Here is a 19261-nt window from a genome sequence, read left to right as displayed (position 1 = left end):
GAAAATAGCTTCCCGCCTTCTCCAAGAGGGAGAAGATCATGCAAGTCATTTGATCTTAAAAACAAAAGTGCCCGAGAAACAGTTCTCAGACACTTTCTTAAGAATGGTATTAATCTTCTTTAGAAGCCAACTCCTCTGCTTCAATGACCGGTTGTTCTCCTTCTTTGAGTTTATTGACCGTCATATTGACCCCAAGAGCTCCTGCTAGCAATTGACGAATATCAAATCCAGCTCCTTGAGAGACTTGGTCGATACTTTGCATAATATCACCCACCATCTTAGAAGCATTGCCTTCCCCGTACATGGTAATCTTATCTACCTTGGTTAATGGTTCAGCGACAGCACGCGCAATTTCAGGCAACTTGTCAACGACCATTTCAGTAATGGCTGCTTCTTGCATTTTCTTCATCGCTTCGGCCTTTTGGTCCAAACCTTTGGCTTCAGCTTCCAGTTTCAAGCGAATGGCTTCAGCCTCGGCACGACCTTTGGCTTCAATAGCTTCGGCCTCTTGCAATTGGGCAAATTTCTCAGCTTCGGCTTGAGCTTTTCGAGCTTCGGCTTCTTTTTGTGTTTCGAAGAGTTCTGCTTCCGCCTTGCGTTGACGTTCGATCAATTCTGCTTCTGCAGCTTGTTGACGCGCATATTTTTCAGCTTCAGCTTGTTTGCGGATGTTGGCATCCAATTCTTGCTCACGAACCTTAACTTCGCGCTCTTTGACTTCCGCTTCTTTTTCCTGTTTCATGATATTGGCTTCGGCTGCCACGCGCTCTTGTTCACGACGTTGCACTTCTGCCTCAATCCCTTTAGCGGCATCTGCTTTTGCTTGGGCAATATCTGCTTCTTGCTTGAGGGCTGCTTGTTTGAGTTTTAATTCGTTTTGTTTTTGCGCGATTTCAAGATCGGCAGCGACGCGTTTGTCGTTGGCCAATTTATCTTGTTCTGCTTCGACTTCCTTGCGTTCGCGTTCTGCTTTGGCTTTGGCAATCAAGGCATCTTTCTTAATGGTTTCAACATTTTCAATCCCGAGGTTATCGATGACTCCCCCTTCATCAGAGAAGGATTGAACCGTAAAGGCGATGACTTCTAGACCCATTTTAGCCAAGTCTGGCGCTACGTTGTCTTGCACTTTTGAGGCAAACTCTTGACGGTCATTGACCATCTTACGTAGTTCCATCTGACCGATCACTTCCCGCAGGTTTCCTTCCAAGACATCTTGAACAGAGTTGGAAATATCTGTCGTATTCCAGTTCAAGAAGTTTTCTGCAGCCCGGGCAATCATTTCATCGGTTGTACCAATTTTTAATTTAACAGCCGCATCGGCACGGACGTTAATGAAGTCCAATGTTGGGACTGCTTCTGACGTCCGAACATCTGTCGAGAATTGCTCAATATCAAGATAAGAGCGTTGTTCGACAAAGGGAATCATAAAGCCAGCTTTCCCACGCAAGTGACGTTGCTTCCGAAGACCGGTAATGACCACGACTTCGTTGGGTTTAGCGTTCACATAACCTTTAACAAGCAAAATCAAAATAATAACTGCGACTATTAGGCCGGTAATCAACCAACCTGGAATAAATAAAGTATCCATACTTTTTCTCCTTTTTAGGGGTCTCCCCTCTGTTGTTTATTAATCCTAGTATATCAAAAGAAGGCCTTTCCTCAAAGAAAAGACCTGTATTTATGTCTAAATTTATCAAATGCAATCTCTAGCTTATTCTTCGTCAAACAAGCCATTTAGACCGGCGAAAGGACTGTTTTCTTCTTTCTTAATCGCTTGAGCGGCTTGGTATTCTTCTTCGGATAGGATTTTCCAATCATTGCCTTCGATAAAACCTTGTCCAGCCTCTTCTTCTGGAGTGAGAACCTTGAGAGGAATATTGAGCAGAATATTATCCGCTACACTCTCACTCAGGTCAATCTTCCCACCTTCGATTGGAAGGATCAAGTCTTCCTCTAGGGCCTCGATATCTGCGTCAGACTGTACATCCTCCGCAAACACCTCTGTTACAGGATAGCTCTCTTGAAGCTCAACAGGCTCCATGCTTCGGCTAGATGCCAAAACGATGGTATAGCTCAACTGGTAATCCAAGACATAGAGGCCTGTATCATAGGCTACTCGTCCTGTCGCAGTCACATTCTTTAAATCAAGAATTTCTGGATTACGCTTTTGCAATTCTTTGAGCAAATCCAACTCTTGATCAAAGGCTAGTCCTTCAGGATTTTTACGGATTTCTTGTGTAAATAGGTTCATTCTTTTGTCCTCAAATCTTCTAGATACTACTAGTATATCATGAAGCTGCCCCTCAACCAAGAAGTCTCCTCAAAAATTTGTTATAATCATGAAAAAAGATACAGTAACTAGGCCAATTGGTGTTGTACACAAGGTCCCACCATCTCTTGGACAAAAGAGGGTCACTGGCTAGGGCATTGTTAGATAGAGGAGAATTCATGAAAGAAATCGGAGCTGTTTTTCGGCAAATACGTGAAAGTCGCCACATCTCTCTAGAGGAGGCTACGGGTGGCGAATTTTCGCGCTCCATGCTATCTCGATTTGAAAGAGGAGAAAATGACCTGACGACGCAACGGTTTTTTCAGGCTTTGCAACAGATCAAAACCAGCCTCAGTGAGTTTTCTCATCTAGCAGGAATCGATCAGCACTCCTTTATCCCCAAATTGTTGAAAGAGCACTATGAAAACATGAGCTTGGAACACGATCAAGCCTTGTACCAAAGCTACCAGCAAGCCTATCAGAAATATCAGAAAAAAGAAGACTTCTTAGCCAGCATTATTCTCAAGGCCAAAATACTTGGCTTATATCCTGAGGTAGAGTTGGCTGCTAGCCAAGAGGAACTAGATTTCCTCTATGACTACCTCTTCTCTGTCATGGTCTGGGGAAATTTTGAGTTAAGCCTATTTTCACTGACCTCTCCTCTTTTCTCTAGTCAGCTCTATCGACAATACACAGAGGAGTTGGTCCAACGGGAGGATTTCAAGCTTCTCCTAGATTCCTCTCGTCCTGCCATCAATTCTATTTTCCTTAATGGCTTCTTTCTCGCCATTAGTTCAAATGAATTTGAAGATGCATCTTTTTTTGACCACCTAATTAACGACCACTTTTACTCTGAGAACGAAGCCTACCTTCGGACGGTTTATCTCTACGCCAAAGGAGAATTTCTCTATCGAAAGGGAGAAAAAGAAATCGGTCTTGAAAAGATGGAACAGGCCATCCAGGTTCTCTCTATTCTGGATTGTAAGGACAGTGCCAACTACTACAAACAGGGCCTGCGAGAACTGATCAATAAATCCTAAAAACTCACAGATCTACTCTGTGAGTTTTTGTTGAAAATATGCAACATTAATTTTTTCTTGCTTTTTAGGTTTACAATAGGACTATCAAGTAAAGAAAGAAGGTTTTTCCCATGATGACCAAACTAAAAAACCACTTCCTCCGCTTTCTTCTCTCACATACCAGCGTTTATCTGAAGGATCAGGAACTTCTTCTCTCTGATGATGAGAAACTAGATCTCTTCAAACAGATCGTTCGATCTATCAAACAAGTCCTAGCAACTGATCACGTGAAGGAGGAAGGCTTATGAAACTCTTAGCTCGTAATAAAATTTTTGCCTTACTCAGCCTTTCTCGCTTTTTGAATACCCTTGGTGCTGCCATCTACAATCTGGTCTTTGTGGTCTTTGCTGCCAGTATGCCGCAACCGAGCCTGGCAGTTGGCATTGCCAATCTAATTGTATTTATTCCTAGCCTCTTTACCATTTTTGTTGGTATGAAGGCTGACCGCACGAAGAAAAAAGCTAACTGGTTGATCCGCATTGGCTATCTTCAAGCCATCCTCTTCATCCTTATTGCTCTCATGACCAAGATTCCGGGTTACCTAGCCTTTTCGATTGTTTGCTTTTTAAACATTGTTTCAGATTGTTTGAGTGATTATCGCGGAGGCTTGCAACTCCCCATCATGAAAAAGAACATCCTCGACGAGGATTTGATGGAGGCCTATTCCTTCAACCAACTGCTTAGCATGGTCTGTTCGATTTCTGGACAAGCTCTAGGAGTTTGGCTGTTAGCTATCAGCCATCAAAATTTTGCCCTGGTCGCTTCGATCAATGCCGTGACTTTTCTCCTGTCTTCCACTTGTCTCCTGATGAGAAAAAAGCAGCTGACACATGCTCCCGTCATTGAGCCCAAAAGTAAGAAATCTTTGGTACACGATTGCCAAGAGATGTACCAGAACGCAAAAAGTATTTTTGCAGATGAGGAGGTTCACCACTTTGGCAAGTTGCTCTTCTCATTGGTTCTCATCAATGCCCTAGGGGGATCCATCTCTGGTATCTACAATTTGCAACTGCTTCACTCCCCCTTCTTTCAGTTGAGTTTTAGCCAATCCCTCTTGATCTTAGAGGCTGTGACTATTTTAAGCATGGTCTGGGCTAGCTTGACACCCCATGACTATTTTTCCAAACAATCGCTCCATCATATCCTCCTGTGGATCGCAGGTGGGCTGACCATGCTTGGGCTCACAAATATCCTGGTACACTGGGACATTCTTTCTCTTCTACTCATCACTTTCCTTGGTTATCTTGTAGCAAAAATCAACCCAAAAGTTTCCAGTCTTTTAATGAGCAAATTACCTGCTGAAAAATTAGCTTCTACCTCTAGCTTTTTAGGACTGATGGTCAGCTTTGCCATGCCACTTGGGACAGCTCTCTTTTCTAGTCTAGCTATCTGGAGCCTTCCCCTAGCTTGGGGGACCTTTGCCATGCTTGGTTTCACTACCCTCCTCTTAACAACCAAATAAAAAGTCCACCGTTTGGTGGATTTTTTATTTTACATTTTTCTTAGGCGAGCCACCCGTTCAGCAATGGGTGGGTGGGTATAAAAGAGTTTTTGCAATCCGGATTCTTTTTTTGGATCGTTGATAAAAAGAGCACTGCTCGCATCATCGACATGTCGTTGCATGGGTTCGCTATTGTCTAGTTTTAACAAAGCATTGATCATCCCTTGAGGATTCCGTGTCAATTCGACACTTGAAGCGTCTGCTAGGAACTCCCGTTGACGAGAAATGGCTAACTGGACCAGGGTCGCTGCTAATGGCGCTAAAACGATGGCAAGCAAGGAAAGGATCAGAATAATAATTTCTAAACCACCGCTACCTTCTCGATCATCGTCCCGGCTACGGCCACCGCCCCACCACATCATCCGGCCACCAATGCTAGAAAGCATGGTGATGGCACTGGCAAGGGCCACTGCAATCGTAGAGATGCGAATATCGTAATTGCGAATGTGGCTGACTTCATGTCCGATGACTCCCTCCAATTCCTCACGGTTCATCACAGCTAGAAGACCTGTCGTTGCTGCAACAGCAGCATTTTGAGGATTGGACCCTGTCGCAAATGCATTCATAGAAGGATCATCTACAATATAGACCCGAGGCATGGGGATCTGGGCTACCATAGCCATATCTTGTACAATATGGTAGAGTTGAGGGGCTTGCTCTTCCGTTACCTCACGCGCCCCATTCATCCGCATGACAACTTCGGTGGATTGAAAAACCATGCTAAAGGCATAGATTCCACCAATAATCAAAGCTAGGATGACGCCACCAAGGGAGGAGCCTAACCAGAGGTAACCAACGGCTGCTCCGATAAGAGCTAAGAGTATGAAAAAAGCAATAAGGAGAATCCAGGTTCTCCTTTTATTGCTTGCAATTTGGTCAAAGAGCATATTAGTCTCCTAATCCGCTAAAGTCCACCTTTGGTACTGCTTTTTCTTCTTCAGGCACTTGAAGAAATTCAGCTTGTCTGAAGCCGAACATTCCAGCAATCACGTTTGTTGGGAAAGTTTCCAACTTGACATTGTAATTGCTTGTGACACTATTGTACAATTGACGAGCATAAGAAATTTTGTTTTCTGTGTTGGTCAATTCTTCTTGCAATTGCATGAAGTTGGTGTTGGCTTTCAAGTCTGGGTAATTTTCAGCCACCGCAAAGATGCCTGCTACTTGGCGTGAAAGAGCATCACTGGCTGCCATTGCTTCTGCAGGTGAAGAAGCTTGCGCTACTTGTTGGCGAAGTTGAGTCACTTTTGCTAGTGTATCTCCTTCGTACTTGGCATAGCCTTTAACGGTTTCGATCAAGTTTGGAATCAAGTCATTCCGACGTTTCAATTGCACATCAATTTGACTCCATGCTTCACGAGTTTGCATGCGGCTTTTCACCAAACCGTTGTAAACTCCTACTACAATCAACACAAGGACCACAATGATCCCAAGAATAATCCAAATCATTTTATTGAATTCCTTTCATTTCTTTCTACCAGTATATCAAATTTCCCTTATTTTGTGGTAAAATAAAAGCATGAAACCAGAAGAATTTTATGTCCGTTTAGCCGATCTCGGCTTCCCATTAACTGATCGCCAAAAAGAGCAATACGAACGGTATTTTGAGCTCCTCGTGGAATGGAATGAAAAGATTAATCTCACCGCCATCACCGAAAAAGACGAAGTCTATCTCAAGCATTTTTATGATTCGATCGCACCCATTTTACAGGGCCTGATCGAAAACCAACCCATCCGTCTCCTGGATATCGGAGCTGGCGCTGGCTTTCCCAGCCTACCCATGAAGATCCTTTTCCCTGAGCTGGATGTGACCATCATTGATTCCCTTAATAAGCGGATCAATTTTCTCCACTTGCTGGCTGAAGAGTTGGGCTTAAATGGGGTTCATTTCTACCATGGACGAGCTGAAGACTTTGCACAAGACAAGGCCTTTCGTGCCCAATTTGATATCGTAACTGCCCGCGCTGTTGCCCGCATGCAGGTCCTCTCTGAACTGACCATCCCTTACCTGAAAGTAGGAGGACGGCTTCTTGCTCTCAAGGCCAGCAATGCTCCAGAAGAGTTGGAAGAAGCCAAAAATGCCCTCAACCTGCTATTTAGCAAGGTTGAAGACAATCTACAGTATGAATTGCCAAACGGGGATCCACGCTATATCACTCTTGTAGAAAAGAAAAAAGAAACCCCCAATAAATACCCAAGAAAAGCAGGTATGCCCAATAAGCGGCCATTGTAGTAAGATACAAAGGGCTAAGCGGATAAAGTCAAAATAGGGAATTCGACGCAGAATCCAAAAGATTCTAGGAGGATTCATCTTTTTGACACAATCCGCAGCCCGTGTTCATTTCAGTAAGATACAAAGGGCTAAGCGGATAACGTCAAATAAGAGGCTGGGACAAGAGTCCTAGCCTCTCAATTATTTTTGGATTGTGGAGCAAGACGCAGTGGTTGAGTGGGCTCTACTACGCTGATTTCATCAGCTTTTACAGCCCTACTCAACTGTGCGGAGGTGGGACGACGAAATCGAATTCTAACGAATTACCGATTTCTGTCCCACTCTCTTTTTTATTTTTGTTTCAATTCTGTTCGCAGGGCTTCTTGCTGCTCTTTTGTCAGATGAACGCCCTTACTTGCAACAATCTGGCTAGAGACTTTGTTGGCAAAGCTTAAGGCTTGCGCGATGTCTAAGCCTTCTAGACGAGCGGATATAAAGTCTCCTACATGGCTATCTCCAGCGCCTACTGTATCGACGACTTCTGTTGGAAAACCGTCTGCCTCATACCAGTTGCCATCATAGGCAACCGCTCCGTTTTCACCCAAGGTGACAATGACTAATTGTCCCGTTCTCTGGTACAAGTGTTCGATGGCTGGCTGGATCTCTCTGCACCCTGAAAAAGCCAGTGCTTCAGCCTCATTAACATGGAGAATTGGATGCAGATCATAAATTGCTTCCAGTCGTTCCTTTGGAATCAAGAGTCCGCGTGGCCCAGGTGCGAAAATCACCTGGCCTTCTAGTTGCGAAATAGACTGGACCAATGCAAGACCGGTTGGCTCCTCGACTTCAAGGCCACACAAGTAGATGTAATCAAACCGATCTGTCTCGATCTCTTTTAGCCACTCTGCTTGAAAGCTATACTCCACTCCGTGGTCCGATAAGAAGGTCCTCTCACCATCAGACTCTACAAAGCAGTAACAGCAACCATTGGCCCCTTCTAATGAGATGCTAGAGGAAATCCCTAATTGTTTCAGCTCTCTCCGAATAAAATCACCATATATTCCCGAACCGACTGGCGAGACAAACTGGTAGGGTTGCGACAAAAAATGAAGGATATTAACGACATTAAAGGCACAACCTCCCACAGACCATTGCTGGTGATCAATATGGGCATCTCCTTCACGACTTGGCAAACGATCCAAGTAAATCATCACATCACAAACTGTAGAACCAATAACTAACGCAGCTGTCATCTTTTTCTCCTTACTTTGCCTTCTATTATACCAGAGGAAACATAAAAAACAACCAACCCCTTGTGGTTTGGTTGCTTCTCTTTTTAATCACGATAAACGGGTTGTGGGCCAAAGGTTTGGGAAACCGGCATGATTTCAATCCGATTGACATTGACATGCTTGGGCTGTTGGATCAACCAAGCTACAGTGTTGGCAATGTCTTCAGGCTGAATGGCATGGGCATCTCGATAGAGGGCCTCTACCCGTTTTTCGTCTCCTTTAAAGCGAACAGAAGAGAACTCCGTTCCTTCGCAAAGACCGGGTTCAATATTGCTGACACGAATCTTCTTGCCAGCTAGATCCGCCCGAAGATTGAGGGAGAATTGCTTGACAAAAGCCTTGGATGCCCCGTAAACATTGGCCCCTGGATAAGGCACAGTTCCTGCTGTAGAGCCCAAATTGATAATATAGCCATCATTTCGTTCCACCATCTGGGGCAAGATTTTCCTTGTCAGATAGGTCAAACCGACAATATTGGTCTGAATCATGGTCAGCCAGTCTGCGACCTCTGCTTCATAAGCTGGGGCGAGGCCTAGAGCCAAGCCAGCATTATTGACCAAAACATCCACTCTCTCCCAAGCTTTGGGCAAACTGGCAAGTTCGCGATCTACCTGAGAAAGATCCGTCACATCCATTTGCAGGGGATAAAAGGCTTCTCCCAACTCTTCTTGAAGGGCCTGTAATTTATCGATGCGTCTAGCTGACCCGATCACACGGTATCCATCTGCTACTAAGCGACGGCAAATCGCTTGACCAAAGCCAGCTGAAGCTCCTGTTACTAAAATCGTTTCTGACATGTCATTACCTCCATGGATTGTAAAAACGTCCCTGATTGAGAAAGAACCATCAGGTTCTGTCTCGACTTAGAATCTGGATGAAACAATCCTATCTTGCAAAATTACTTTTTGTATTGGAAGGAAAAATCCTTCAGTTCAATCATTGCTTCTTTCATTTAGTTTGCCTTTTCCCAAAAGAGCGCAAATTGGATGGCTAACTCCGCGATTCGATCCTTGCTATCTAAATCCTCATGACTAGATAAGGTTCGGATATCCCATTTTTCTTCCGAGAGGTGGTCTGCTGCGTAGAAGAAATGGCAGAGCTCAAAGCCCCTATAAGCTGCTAAGGCTGCCACTGCCGAACATTCCATATCCACACAGATGGCTCCCGCTTCCTTTCGTCGCTTCATCTTGTCGATGGTTTCCCGGTAGGGTGCATCTGTCGTCCACACTTTTCCTGACTGATAGGAAACCTTGTGGCTGTCCAGAAAGGCTTGGAAGAGAGGAAGGGTTTTCTTGCTTACTTCCACTTCATCACTAGCTGGAAGATAGTGGTAACTGGTCCCCTCGTCGCGAAGAGCAGCTGTTGGAATGATGATGGATGTTGCTTCGATATCTCGATCTAAAACCCCACAAGTCCCAAAAAGAACGAGTTTTTCCATCCCAAATTGAATCAGGTCCTCTATAATCCCCACACAAGAAGCAGCCCCAACTGGTGCATTAAAGGCACCAATCTGTTGGTCTCCGATAGTGATCCCATAGACCAAGACTTCAAAATTAGCCATGGAGGTTCTTGCAATGACCTCATGGTCATAATTCTCAAGGAGGCGCGCAAAAGTTACTCTTGAAAAGCAAGAGATGACTACTTTGGGAAATCCTTCAATTGGTTGGTGTAAGTCTTGTGGATTGATAATCGCCTGTCGATTGGCATCAAATTCTTCTAACAGCATTTCGTGCACCTCTTTCATTCTACTTCTAGGCCCCTATTATACCATAATTAGCCTAGTCATTGGTTTTTGATCAAAGGAAGGAGTATAAAAAAGAACTGCTCCCAGACGTTAGATTTTTCGGATCAAATGTCTGAGGGACAGTTCACTGCGATATTTTTTACTTGTTTTCCAATTGCGCTAATTCTAGCAACCGTTCTTTGGACAATTTTTTGATTTCAATTTGACTAGCATCTAGCAGCTGGAATTCATCTGGCTCTAGCGCTGCTAATAGATTCTTCAGTGCAAGAGAACCGATTGGATGGTAATTTTCTGGCTTATCCGGATCTCCATCGATCGCAACCAATAGAACTCGCCAATCAATGATACCCGCTAAGCCCACAATTTCTACATATTCTGCAGGAACATGTGGCACGCTTGGCAAGACCGTATCCGTATCTTCTGTCAAGCTAAAGCTGGCTAAGAAGGCTCCTGTCTCCTCCTGTTGATAAAAACGGACTTGACTGAAATAAGCTGCACTATATTGAATCTTCTTGATAAAGGCAGAGTAGGCTTCTAGTGGATGGACATGGTTCAATACTTCCTGTACTGTATCCCGATCCAAATAGACTGGATGAGCGAAGCCTTGTACTTCAAACTCTTTTATATCTTTTTCTTTCGTCACATTACCCAGCGTTTCTAGGATAACGACTTCATAATCAAAATGGAAAATAGAATCTGGAGTATAGCTCATGCCGTCACTAGCCACAATCTCCGTTCCTAATACTTCTCCTAGGCGACTGATCCATCGAAGGGCCAACTGCCAATCTTCTTCTATCGCAAAAGAGGGCACCTGAATCTGATAAGACTCTTCCTCATCAAAATAGCGTAACTGCAGAGGAAGACCGCTCTTGCCAAATACGATACAGTTCAAGCCTTCAAAATCATTTAAGGGACGATGAAGGGTGGCAGGATCATAGTTGTAGGTTGTTAACCCCTCCACTAATTTAAGAACTTCCTGTGCTGCGAGTACTTTCTGATAGCCAAATAAGCTCTTTTTATTTTTGATTGAAAACACGATACTCATTTGTTTTCTCCTTTGTGAAATCGCTTACCTAAAGTATAGCACAATTTTCAATCAATTTCCATATAAAAACAGCCTGAGCTTTCAGACTGTTTGTTTCCATTATGCAGGTGCTCCATCAAGCGTCTCACCGATAACCGCTAAACGCTCACGAACTTCTGCTTGTGACAAGTTGTGTTCTTCAACATAACGATTGCGAGGATGAACCCGGCACTCATGCGAACATCCGCGAAGATACTTGTCTTCGTTTTCTTCTGAGGTCAAGATGCGACGGTTACAGAAAGGATTTCCACAGTTGACATAGCGTTCACATGGCGTTCCATCAAACCAGTCTTTTCCGACAACGCTTGGATCGACATGGTTGACGTCGACTGCAATCCGCTCGTCAAAGACGTACATCTTCCCATCCCACAGTTCGCCTTGAACTTCTGGGTCTTTCCCGTAGGTTGCAATTCCGCCATGCAATTGGCCAACATCTTTGTAACCTTCACGCACCATCCAACCTGAGAATTTCTCACAACGGACTCCACCAGTACAGTAGACGACAACACGCTTGTCCATGAATTTTTCCTTGTTATCACGGACCCATTGTGGCAATTCACGGAAGTTGCGGATGTCTGGACGAATAGCTCCACGGAAGTGACCAAGATCGTACTCGTAGTCATTCCGAGTATCAAGGACGACTGTATCTTCGTCGAGAAGAGCTTCTTTAAACTCTTTTGGTGACAAGTAAGCACCTGTTGTTTCAAGAGGATTGATGTCATTATCGAAATTATCATCTTCTAAACCAAGGTGGACAATCTCTTTCTTATAACGTACAAACATCTTCTTGAAAGCTTGCTCTTCTTCCTCATCGATCTTGAACCAGAGGTCTTCCATCCCTGGAAGGCTGTGAACGTAGTCCATGTATTTTTGCGTTGTTTCGTAGTCACCAGAAACAGTTCCGTTGATCCCTTCGTCAGCGACTAGGATACGACCTTTAAGGCCGATTGATTTACAGAAGGCCAAGTGATCAGCCACAAATTGTTCTGCGTTTTCGATGGGAACATATTTATAGTAAAGTAATACACGAATAGGTTTTGCCATGTCATTCTCTTTTCTAAGATTAAATTATCAGAATTTTTCATTCAACTATACCAGTATACTCTCCCAAGAAAACGAATGCAATTTATTTGACTGAAAAATAAAAGCCTGGTTTCCCAGACTTTTATACGACGAAACCAGGGTTCCAACTTCCTACTCTTCCTTTTCCATCTGATCCAGATAGGCTTCATAGCGTTTTTTCTCAACTTTTGCAAGAAGCATCACAAGGGTATTCACTCCCCATACAATTGGAAGATTCAGTAAGAAGGTAATAGGAAGTACTAGTAAGAATTTTGAATGAAAAGGATTGGACTGATAAACAGCTTGGTTTAATTGAAAATTTTGAGCCCAGATGAACAAGGAGAGAATAGAGGTTACTGCTACAATTCCCGTCACATTTAGATAACTATAACTGATAAATTTCACACCCAATCGTTGACAACGAACCGAATAATACAATCCTGAGACGATGAGTAAGGCTACCACCATGATTGGACTGAGCCCTACCTTAGATGTAAAAATGGATCCTACACTAAAAACAGTTAAGGCAAGGAAAAGAAAACCAGCTGTTTCAGCACCAGCCTTATGAGCTAAGCCTTCTTCTCGTTCATCTATGATTTGTTTGTTCAGCAATTGTAATCTCATTGCTTTCTCCTTATTCTTCATCCTCTAACTCTGCCTCTATCTTCTCTTGTTTTTTCCGATTGATAAAAGCAAGTGGTTTTTCAAGCAGGTCTGTCAGGATCGCAAAGACGAGAATTTCTAATAAAATTTTGACCAGATACTTGGGACTGAGTATAAAGCTCGTTGCTTCTCGCTTTCCAATCACATCCATAGCTGTCACAAGCACAGCAAAGAATAGGCCTGACCCAAGGCGACTCAACCAGCTATCTTTCTCTAACATATCTCGGATATCAATCCCTGAACTGATTCTTCTTAGCAGAGCATAAGTCCCCATGGCAACCAGAAGGAACATCTCAGGTAGATAGGCTACTAGGTCTAAGTCCAGGATACTTGCTTTCACAAAGGCGGATACGGCTATAAAAAAGGTCGTCCCAAGGACAAGTTCTCCTGCAATTTTTCCATCAAGTAGCATGGTCCGTTCATCTTTTACAATTGGTTCTTTCTTTTGTTTCATATGTTTCCTCTTTCTATTATTAAAACTGTTACTCCCAGAACAGTTGATCTAGCGTCTTATCCAAGGTCTTACAGATGGCAAGGCAGAGACTGAGGGTTGGGTTATACTTTCCCGCCTCAATCAGACCGATGGTCTGGCGCGTCACTCCAATGGCATCTGCAAGATCCCCCTGGGTCATATCATGCTCGACCCGGGCCATTTTTAATTTGAGATTTTTCGCCACATGATTTTCCTTTCTTGTTTTTATAGCTCTATTATACACTATATTTTCTATTTTGCAATATATATCTTGCATTTTGTAAAAAATATTTTTTACAAAACAAAAAAAGCCTGGTTTCCCAGGTTTTCTTAGTTTCCTCTTCTTTTTATTAGTAATGGCTGTAGGATGTTAGATAATCCCCATCCTATACCAGCACCTAGTAAGACCGTGAAGATAAACCAAGTGATGGTCGCTAGATCTGGTGATACCATCACCCGATTGACATAGTCTATCGATTTGCCACGATCCAGTAAAGACATGCGGTAACTGGCTGGATAGAACCACATCATAAGAATGGGCCCTGTCGTCGCAAAGGCAAAAATGACAAAAGACAAAGCATTTCGTAAATTCGAGCGAAAACGACCACTTGAGGCGACCATTTCCGCAAAACTTCCGGCGATCAAGGATGGAAAAAAGGCTCCTGCCCCGTGACGCGAAAAGAGGAAGAAGGATCCGATCACGCAGCCAACTATAAAGATAGATCCAACTCCTTTTATTTTTTCTAGATAATAGCGGTAGATAGTCCCGCCAAACAAGGCTGAAAAGGCAGGAGCATAAAACATATTTCCTTGATGATCGACCAGATTTCCAACTAAGACCCCCAGTCCAATCGCAAGAAAATAGAGGAAGACGAAGGCTCCAACTTGTTTTATTTGATTCACATTTATTCTATTCATTGGATACTGATCCTAACGATGGCTAATTTTCTTCGAAAGGAAGTCCCCGATAAATTGGACCAGAACGATCAGAATCAGGATCAATAGGGTCGCCACAAAGATGACATCATTGTTAAACATGTTTTTCCCGTAGTTGATGGCCAAGGTTCCTAATCCTCCAGCTCCAACGGCACCCGCCATGGCGGTTTCTCCAATCAAGGAAATGATGGTCACTGTTGTCACACGGATCAAATCAGGAAGCCCTTCACGTAGGTAGACTCCAACAATATCCCAGAAGGTTGCCCCACTGGCTTGTGCTGCTTCAATCACGCCTCCATCCAACTCGGACAAGACTACTTGGACTTGGCGGGCAAAGAATGGAAAGACAGCCAAAGATAGCGGAACAAGGGCTGCTGTAGGACCGATGGTATTTTTCAAGAGCAAGTAGGTCAAAGGATTAATAAAGGCCAACAAGATAATGAAAGGAATGGCGCGGAACAAGGAAGTAATCTTATCCAAAATATGGAAGACAATTCTATTTTCGATGACACCACCTGGACGGGTCAAGACTAATAAAAGCCCTGTCACCAAACCTAAAAATCCACCAATAATGAAGGAAATAACGGTCATATAAAGAGTCAAGTAAATAGCGGTTCCCCATCCATACTGGCCAGACCACCCTAATTTATAGACATTTGGTAAATATGTTTGAATTAACTGGATCATGCTTTTCTCCCATCTTTTACAATAGTCACGGAAACTCCTGCATTTTCTAACTCAGCTTTGGCCGTTTCCAGATTTTGATTTTCACCTGATAAGATGACCACCAATTCTCCAACAGGCGTGTTATCAAGGATTTCGATGTTCCCAAATAAAATGTTGGCAGAAACTTGGTACTGTTTGTAAATATCATTGATGATGGCTGTATCTGTCACAGAACCCGCATATTTGAGATGCGCTAAAATCGAATCATCTGGCAAATTCTTCACAATAGCCTGTTGGTTGATTTTCACCATGGCTTCATCGATTCCTGTTGCAACAGAAATAAAGTCTTGCGTCAAAGCATTTTTCGGATTCGAGAAGATATCTAAAACAGACCCTTCTTCAATCAGTTCGCCATTTTGCATGACAGCTACCCGGTTGGCAATATCTTTGACAATTTGCATCTCATGCGTGATCAAGACAATGGTTAAACCAAGTTTTTTGTTCAATTCTTGCAACAAAGCTAGAATTTGTTTGGTCGTCTTTGGATCCAAGGCTGAAGTTGACTCATCTGAGATCAAAATTTTTGGATCGTTGGCAAGGGCACGCGCAATCGCTACCCGTTGCTTTTGACCACCAGACAATTGTGCAGGGTAATTTTCTGCACGGTCAGATAGACCAACCAATTCCAACAATTTCGCTACTTTCTCATTCTTTTGTTCTTTGTTTAATTTAGAATGTTTAAGAGCAAAGGCTACATTTTCTGCGACAGTCATTTGAGCCATCAAATTAAAGTGTTGGAAAATCATTCCGATATCCCGACGTTTCTCCCGAAGGGCAGCCGGTTTTAGGGTCACCTGATCTTGATAAATCACATCTCCATCCACAGTAATGGTTCCGGCGCTAGGCACTTGCAAGAGATTGATCACCCGAACCAAGGTCGATTTCCCGGCTCCAGAATACCCTACAATCCCATAGATATCACCTTCATTAATATGAATGGTCACATCTTTGACGGCTTGGATCTGACGTTTCTTTTGCTGGAAGGTCACATCAATGTGGTCCAGCTGAATCATTGCTTTACTCATAACTTGCTATTAACTCCTTTATCAATTCAATATGGGTGTAATAATCGGCGATTTTCACATTTTCGTCGCCCCCATGATCACGGCTATTGGCATTGCCAATTCCAAAGGCTGCCATCGGTACCTGCAAAGCCTCAAAGACCGTATTCATTGGCCCTGTCCCCGCTGTTGTTGGAAGAACCGAGACTCCTTCTCTATAGAAATCTTTGGCCAACCGAATGACATTTAAAATAGATGGGGCACTCATATCACTTCGGTAACTTTTTTCACCGAGAGTATAGACCAATTCGACCTGATCATAACCGTTCTTCTTCAATTGTTGCTGGATCTTTTCTAAGACATCTTTGGGATCTAGACCTGGAACCAAACGAACCTCCATCTTGGCACGTGCCTCTGCCGGAAGAATCGTTTTAACACCTTGTCCTTGGTAACCAGTGCCAAAACCTTCAATATTCAGGGCTGGTTCAAAATAGAAACGGCGCAGGAATTCTTTTCGGTCTTCCTTCAAAATTGGGAGGGTTAGACCATAGGTTTCCGCTACATCTTCTGGTCCTTTGTTGGCATATTGCTCGATCAAAGCTAGCTCGCGTTCATTGGGTTCTTGGATCTGATCATAAATCCCATCCACCAAGATTTGGCCTTCTTTGTCACGAAGACTGGCGATGGCATTTAACAAATACCAAGAAGCAGAGTCCACCACACCGCCATAGCTGGAATGAATATCCACTTCTGCACTCTTCACCACCATATCAAAGGTGACGATCCCCTTGCTACCACCGGAAATTTCCAACTGACCCTGATTATTTCGGGTACCTTGTTCCCAGACTAAGAGGTCTGCCCCACGCAAGTGTTTCTTGTGTTTGGCCAAGTATTTATCCAAGTCAGTCGATGCAGACTCCTCTGCCCCTTCGATGATAAAAGTGATATTGACTGGCAAATCGCCACTTTCACGAATGTATTTACGAAGAGCTGTGAGACGAGCCGTGATATGCCCCTTGTCATCATCAACCCCTCGACCGTACATGGTCCCATAATGAACTGATAAGGTAAAAGGGTCTCCCGTCCAAGGTTGGTCTCCATCAGCTGGTACCGTATCATAGTGGTTATAAAAAATGATGGTTTTAGCTTCAGGATTTGGCGAGAAAAACTTGGCAATCACAAAAGGTGCTGTATAGCTATCATCAACTTCGACTTTGGCTCCTGCAGCTGTAAAAATTTCCCCCAAATAGTTGGCTACTTCCTTGAGACCAACTTGTTGGGCAAAGATGGATTTTTTTGAAATCAAGGTTCGCAACACTTCAAAATAATGTTGTGCGACCTCATCATTTTCAAATTTACGGATTTGTTCCGCTTCTGTTGCAAAAGGCATGCATTCCTCCTAATACACGATAAGAGGTAGAGAATTGCTTCTCCACCTCCTTCATACACTTGAGATCGAATCTTAGAAGACTGGTTGGTCCATTCCTTCTGAAGATTCTTCGATCACTTTCTTCACATTGTCTTTATGATAGGCTTTGATGATTTCTTTGATTGCTTTTGCTTTATCAGATTTTTCCCAATCTTTCTTAGCAGCGATCACGTTGTACCATTGTTTTGAGTTGTTGTCTTTCTTTTCAACATAGATAGCTTTTTTGAAATCAACGCCTGCTTCACGAACGAAGGTATTGTTGATGACTGCAGCATCTACTGATGGAAGAGCAGATGGTGTTTGTGAAGCATCCAATTCAGAAATCTTCAAATCTTTTGGATTTTCTTTGATATTTGACACGTTTGCCAATTGACCATCTTTGGTATCCAATTTAATCAAACCTGCTGATTGCAAGACATACAAGGCACGGCTTTCATTTGTTGGGTCATTTGGTACAGCGATTGTTCCACCTTTAGGAATTTCTTTAATTGAAGTGTATTTGTTTTTATCGTTTTCTGTACCAGAGTAAAGACGGATTGGAGCGATGTAGGTATCTGCTACTGCAACAAGGGCCTTGTCGTTTTTAGAGTTCCAGTTATCAAGGAAGTTGTAGTGTTGGAAAGCATTGATATCCACGCTACCATCTTTTACAGCCACGTTTGGTTGTGAGTAGTCTGTAAATTGAGTGAATTCCAATTTGATTCCTGTTTTCGCGTCATCCAAGTTCTTTTGAACTTGATCCCAACGAGCTTTTTCAGTGTCGCTCAAAGTCATAACACCCACTTTTACAGTTGTTTCACCATCTTTGCTAGATGATTTTGAAGAACCACATGCTGCAAGAGCAAATGTTGCGATAGCTGCAAGAGCTGTTAAACCAAGAATTTTTTTCAATTTCATTTTGAAGTCTCCTTTAATTAAATATTATTCTTTAATATCTTTTGCTTCTGGTAGATAAACACCACCAAAGTATTTTTTAGACAGTTTTTCAAGGGTTCCATTGTCGTAGAGTTCCTTGATACGTTTGTTGACAAATTTTTGAAGGTCTTTATCTTCTTTTGCAATAATTGGATACACATAAGGCTGTTGGTCGCTTGGAAGCTCGATAACCTTCAAGTTGTCATAGCCTTGATCACGAATGATGGTATCCACTGAGATCCGTTCAAAGATCTTGTAATCTGTACGACCATCCGCTAGATTAGCCATGATGGTTTGAATGGTTCCATCTGTGTATTGCAAGTTAGTTGGATTATCTGAATGTTTTTTATTGTAATCTTCTAATTGTTTAGCAGTAGATGTTCCTTGAACAACTTCTGTTTTCTTACCACCCAAATCATCCAAAGATTTAATAGAAGAATCTTTTGGTACGACCAATACTAATGGATTGCGAGCATATGGATTTGGATAGAGGTATTTTTCTTCCCGCTCTTTTGAGTAGCTAATGTTGTTGGCACCGATTTGGAAACGGTCACTATCTAAGCCAGCAAAGACGGAAGACCACTCTGTTTTGTTAAAGTTTACTTCATATTTGTCTGAACCTTTGAAGATTTCACGCAAAACTTCGATTTCATAACCAGTTAGCTTACCGTCTTTTTCCTCGTAAGAGAATGGTTTGGTTGTTCCAACAGTCCCAACTTCAATGGTTTTCTTACCACTGGCTGATTTGCCAGATGAACATGCTACTAAAGCACTGGTTGCAAGGACTGCAACTAATCCTAAAGCAGAATACTTAATCACTTTTTTTAGATTCATAGGATCTCCTTATTCGTTTCAGGCACATAAAACGCTATTTTA

22 protein-coding genes are annotated in these 19261 nt (G+C 43.0%); 4 read left to right on the top strand and 18 right to left on the bottom strand.

The features are described 5' to 3' along the window. Positions 1–109 precede the first annotated feature (109 nt). Positions 110–1588: a flotillin family protein gene (locus SM121_RS04135; RefSeq protein ID WP_003005145.1), complete on the bottom strand. Its 1479-nt coding sequence runs from the start codon at positions 1586–1588 to the stop codon at positions 110–112. Positions 1589–1711: 123 nt separating this feature from the next. Further along, entirely contained in the window at positions 1712–2251 is a 540-nt protein-coding gene (locus SM121_RS04130; protein WP_003005275.1) for a YceD family protein, read from the bottom strand. A 197-nt stretch (positions 2252–2448) separates the two neighbouring features. Between SM121_RS04130 and SM121_RS04125 the strand changes: the two genes are divergently transcribed. The 3 genes from SM121_RS04125 to SM121_RS04115 all read left to right on the top strand — a co-directional run bounded on the left by SM121_RS04125 (position 2449) and on the right by SM121_RS04115 (position 4810). Further along, positions 2449–3309, top strand: coding sequence for a helix-turn-helix domain-containing protein (locus tag SM121_RS04125; RefSeq protein ID WP_123159490.1), 861 nt, complete (start codon positions 2449–2451; stop codon positions 3307–3309). A 110-nt stretch (positions 3310–3419) separates the two neighbouring features. Beyond that, positions 3420–3596 (top strand): hypothetical protein, encoded by a 177-nt coding sequence (locus SM121_RS04120; RefSeq protein ID WP_162837396.1) that lies wholly within the window; start codon positions 3420–3422, stop codon positions 3594–3596. Then, positions 3593–4810, top strand: coding sequence for an MFS transporter (locus SM121_RS04115; RefSeq protein WP_049483334.1), 1218 nt, complete (start codon positions 3593–3595; stop codon positions 4808–4810). Before SM121_RS04120 ends, SM121_RS04115 begins: the two co-directional genes overlap by 4 nt. A 29-nt stretch (positions 4811–4839) precedes the next feature. On the opposite strand, the gene htpX is transcribed toward SM121_RS04115, so the two are convergent. Further along, positions 4840–5736 carry a zinc metalloprotease HtpX gene (htpX, locus tag SM121_RS04110; RefSeq protein WP_023918930.1) on the bottom strand — a complete coding sequence of 299 codons (897 nt, stop codon included), beginning with the start codon at positions 5734–5736 and terminating at the stop codon, positions 4840–4842. Between the two features lies 1 nt (position 5737). After that, complete coding sequence (locus tag SM121_RS04105) at positions 5738–6298, bottom strand: LemA family protein (RefSeq protein ID WP_023918932.1); 561 nt, start codon at positions 6296–6298, stop codon at positions 5738–5740. A 70-nt stretch (positions 6299–6368) separates the two neighbouring features. On the opposite strand from SM121_RS04105, the gene rsmG reads away from it, so the two are divergent. After that, positions 6369–7082, top strand: a complete 714-nt coding sequence (rsmG, locus tag SM121_RS04100) for a 16S rRNA (guanine(527)-N(7))-methyltransferase RsmG (protein WP_155167416.1) — start codon at positions 6369–6371, stop codon at positions 7080–7082. A gap of 329 nt (positions 7083–7411) precedes the next feature. Here the strand turns inward: rsmG and SM121_RS04095 are convergent, their stop codons facing one another. From SM121_RS04095 to SM121_RS04030, 14 genes are all read right to left on the bottom strand, one after another. Further along, positions 7412–8314 carry a carbohydrate kinase family protein gene (locus SM121_RS04095; RefSeq protein WP_320911229.1) on the bottom strand — a complete coding sequence of 301 codons (903 nt, stop codon included), beginning with the start codon at positions 8312–8314 and terminating at the stop codon, positions 7412–7414. 83 nt (positions 8315–8397) lie between these two features. Next, a complete protein-coding gene (locus tag SM121_RS04090) occupies positions 8398–9150 on the bottom strand; it encodes an SDR family oxidoreductase (RefSeq protein ID WP_155126566.1) in 753 nt (250 codons plus the stop codon). 155 nt (positions 9151–9305) lie between these two features. Further along, positions 9306–10079 (bottom strand): nucleoside phosphorylase, encoded by a 774-nt coding sequence (locus SM121_RS04085; RefSeq protein ID WP_320911228.1) that lies wholly within the window; start codon positions 10077–10079, stop codon positions 9306–9308. 157 nt (positions 10080–10236) lie between these two features. Continuing rightward, positions 10237–11142, bottom strand: coding sequence for a DUF4299 family protein (locus tag SM121_RS04080; protein WP_155126563.1), 906 nt, complete (start codon positions 11140–11142; stop codon positions 10237–10239). Between the two features lie 99 nt (positions 11143–11241). Further along, positions 11242–12225, bottom strand: a complete 984-nt coding sequence (trhO, locus tag SM121_RS04075) for an oxygen-dependent tRNA uridine(34) hydroxylase TrhO (RefSeq protein ID WP_320911227.1) — start codon at positions 12223–12225, stop codon at positions 11242–11244. Between the two features lie 150 nt (positions 12226–12375). Further along, a complete protein-coding gene (locus tag SM121_RS04070) occupies positions 12376–12867 on the bottom strand; it encodes a DUF6773 family protein (RefSeq protein ID WP_320911226.1) in 492 nt (163 codons plus the stop codon). Positions 12868–12877: 10 nt separating this feature from the next. After that, positions 12878–13360 (bottom strand): DUF6773 family protein, encoded by a 483-nt coding sequence (locus tag SM121_RS04065; protein ID WP_320911225.1) that lies wholly within the window; start codon positions 13358–13360, stop codon positions 12878–12880. A 28-nt stretch (positions 13361–13388) separates the two neighbouring features. Continuing rightward, the gene (locus SM121_RS04060) at positions 13389–13583 is read right to left on the bottom strand and encodes a helix-turn-helix transcriptional regulator (RefSeq protein ID WP_003005328.1); all 195 of its coding nucleotides are present in this window, start codon (positions 13581–13583) and stop codon (positions 13389–13391) included. A 125-nt stretch (positions 13584–13708) separates the two neighbouring features. Beyond that, complete coding sequence (locus SM121_RS04055; RefSeq protein WP_320911224.1) at positions 13709–14296, bottom strand: MptD family putative ECF transporter S component; 588 nt, start codon at positions 14294–14296, stop codon at positions 13709–13711. Positions 14297–14308: 12 nt separating this feature from the next. Next, complete coding sequence (locus SM121_RS04050; RefSeq protein WP_003005708.1) at positions 14309–15001, bottom strand: methionine ABC transporter permease; 693 nt, start codon at positions 14999–15001, stop codon at positions 14309–14311. Then, entirely contained in the window at positions 14998–16065 is a 1068-nt protein-coding gene (locus SM121_RS04045; protein ID WP_037606946.1) for a methionine ABC transporter ATP-binding protein, read from the bottom strand. The genes SM121_RS04050 and SM121_RS04045 overlap by 4 nt, the downstream gene beginning before the upstream one ends. Then, positions 16058–17431: a M20/M25/M40 family metallo-hydrolase gene (locus SM121_RS04040; protein WP_320911223.1), complete on the bottom strand. Its 1374-nt coding sequence runs from the start codon at positions 17429–17431 to the stop codon at positions 16058–16060. Before SM121_RS04040 ends, SM121_RS04045 begins: the two co-directional genes overlap by 8 nt. 72 nt (positions 17432–17503) lie before the next feature. Beyond that, a complete protein-coding gene (locus SM121_RS04035) occupies positions 17504–18367 on the bottom strand; it encodes a MetQ/NlpA family ABC transporter substrate-binding protein (RefSeq protein ID WP_320911222.1) in 864 nt (287 codons plus the stop codon). Between the two features lie 24 nt (positions 18368–18391). Beyond that, positions 18392–19219 carry an amino acid ABC transporter substrate-binding protein gene (locus SM121_RS04030; RefSeq protein ID WP_003018294.1) on the bottom strand — a complete coding sequence of 276 codons (828 nt, stop codon included), beginning with the start codon at positions 19217–19219 and terminating at the stop codon, positions 18392–18394. Between the last annotated feature and the right edge of the window lie 42 nt (positions 19220–19261).

It is taken from the genome of Streptococcus sp. S1 (assembly GCF_034137685.1).
Taxonomy (GTDB): Bacteria; Bacillota; Bacilli; order Lactobacillales; family Streptococcaceae; genus Streptococcus; species Streptococcus dentalis.
The sequence above is the reverse complement of the archived record's forward strand: the minus strand, read 5'-3'. Positions and strand labels throughout refer to the sequence as shown.

What these genes read in the sequence shown, in the direction of transcription:
- SM121_RS04035 (WP_320911222.1), bottom strand. Translation starts at nt 18,367, where the DNA reads ATGAAATTGAAAAAAATTCTTGGTTTAACAGCTCTTGCAGCTATCGCA.
- SM121_RS04135 (WP_003005145.1), bottom strand. Translation starts at nt 1,588, where the DNA reads ATGGATACTTTATTTATTCCAGGTTGGTTGATTACCGGCCTAATAGTC.
- SM121_RS04065 (WP_320911225.1), bottom strand. Translation starts at nt 13,360, where the DNA reads ATGAAACAAAAGAAAGAACCAATTGTAAAAGATGAACGGACCATGCTA.
- SM121_RS04080 (WP_155126563.1), bottom strand. Translation starts at nt 11,142, where the DNA reads ATGAGTATCGTGTTTTCAATCAAAAATAAAAAGAGCTTATTTGGCTAT.
- SM121_RS04055 (WP_320911224.1), bottom strand. Translation starts at nt 14,296, where the DNA reads ATGAATAGAATAAATGTGAATCAAATAAAACAAGTTGGAGCCTTCGTC.
- SM121_RS04105 (WP_023918932.1), bottom strand. Translation starts at nt 6,298, where the DNA reads ATGATTTGGATTATTCTTGGGATCATTGTGGTCCTTGTGTTGATTGTA.
- SM121_RS04095 (WP_320911229.1), bottom strand. Translation starts at nt 8,314, where the DNA reads ATGACAGCTGCGTTAGTTATTGGTTCTACAGTTTGTGATGTGATGATT.
- SM121_RS04120 (WP_162837396.1), top strand. Translation starts at nt 3,420, where the DNA reads ATGATGACCAAACTAAAAAACCACTTCCTCCGCTTTCTTCTCTCACAT.
- SM121_RS04115 (WP_049483334.1), top strand. Translation starts at nt 3,593, where the DNA reads ATGAAACTCTTAGCTCGTAATAAAATTTTTGCCTTACTCAGCCTTTCT.
- SM121_RS04090 (WP_155126566.1), bottom strand. Translation starts at nt 9,150, where the DNA reads ATGTCAGAAACGATTTTAGTAACAGGAGCTTCAGCTGGCTTTGGTCAA.
- SM121_RS04125 (WP_123159490.1), top strand. Translation starts at nt 2,449, where the DNA reads ATGAAAGAAATCGGAGCTGTTTTTCGGCAAATACGTGAAAGTCGCCAC.
- SM121_RS04045 (WP_037606946.1), bottom strand. Translation starts at nt 16,065, where the DNA reads ATGAGTAAAGCAATGATTCAGCTGGACCACATTGATGTGACCTTCCAG.
- SM121_RS04040 (WP_320911223.1), bottom strand. Translation starts at nt 17,431, where the DNA reads ATGCCTTTTGCAACAGAAGCGGAACAAATCCGTAAATTTGAAAATGAT.
- SM121_RS04085 (WP_320911228.1), bottom strand. Translation starts at nt 10,079, where the DNA reads ATGCTGTTAGAAGAATTTGATGCCAATCGACAGGCGATTATCAATCCA.
- SM121_RS04070 (WP_320911226.1), bottom strand. Translation starts at nt 12,867, where the DNA reads ATGAGATTACAATTGCTGAACAAACAAATCATAGATGAACGAGAAGAA.
- SM121_RS04050 (WP_003005708.1), bottom strand. Translation starts at nt 15,001, where the DNA reads ATGATCCAGTTAATTCAAACATATTTACCAAATGTCTATAAATTAGGG.
- rsmG (WP_155167416.1), top strand. Translation starts at nt 6,369, where the DNA reads ATGAAACCAGAAGAATTTTATGTCCGTTTAGCCGATCTCGGCTTCCCA.
- SM121_RS04030 (WP_003018294.1), bottom strand. Translation starts at nt 19,219, where the DNA reads ATGAATCTAAAAAAAGTGATTAAGTATTCTGCTTTAGGATTAGTTGCA.
- SM121_RS04130 (WP_003005275.1), bottom strand. Translation starts at nt 2,251, where the DNA reads ATGAACCTATTTACACAAGAAATCCGTAAAAATCCTGAAGGACTAGCC.
- htpX (WP_023918930.1), bottom strand. Translation starts at nt 5,736, where the DNA reads ATGCTCTTTGACCAAATTGCAAGCAATAAAAGGAGAACCTGGATTCTC.
- trhO (WP_320911227.1), bottom strand. Translation starts at nt 12,225, where the DNA reads ATGGCAAAACCTATTCGTGTATTACTTTACTATAAATATGTTCCCATC.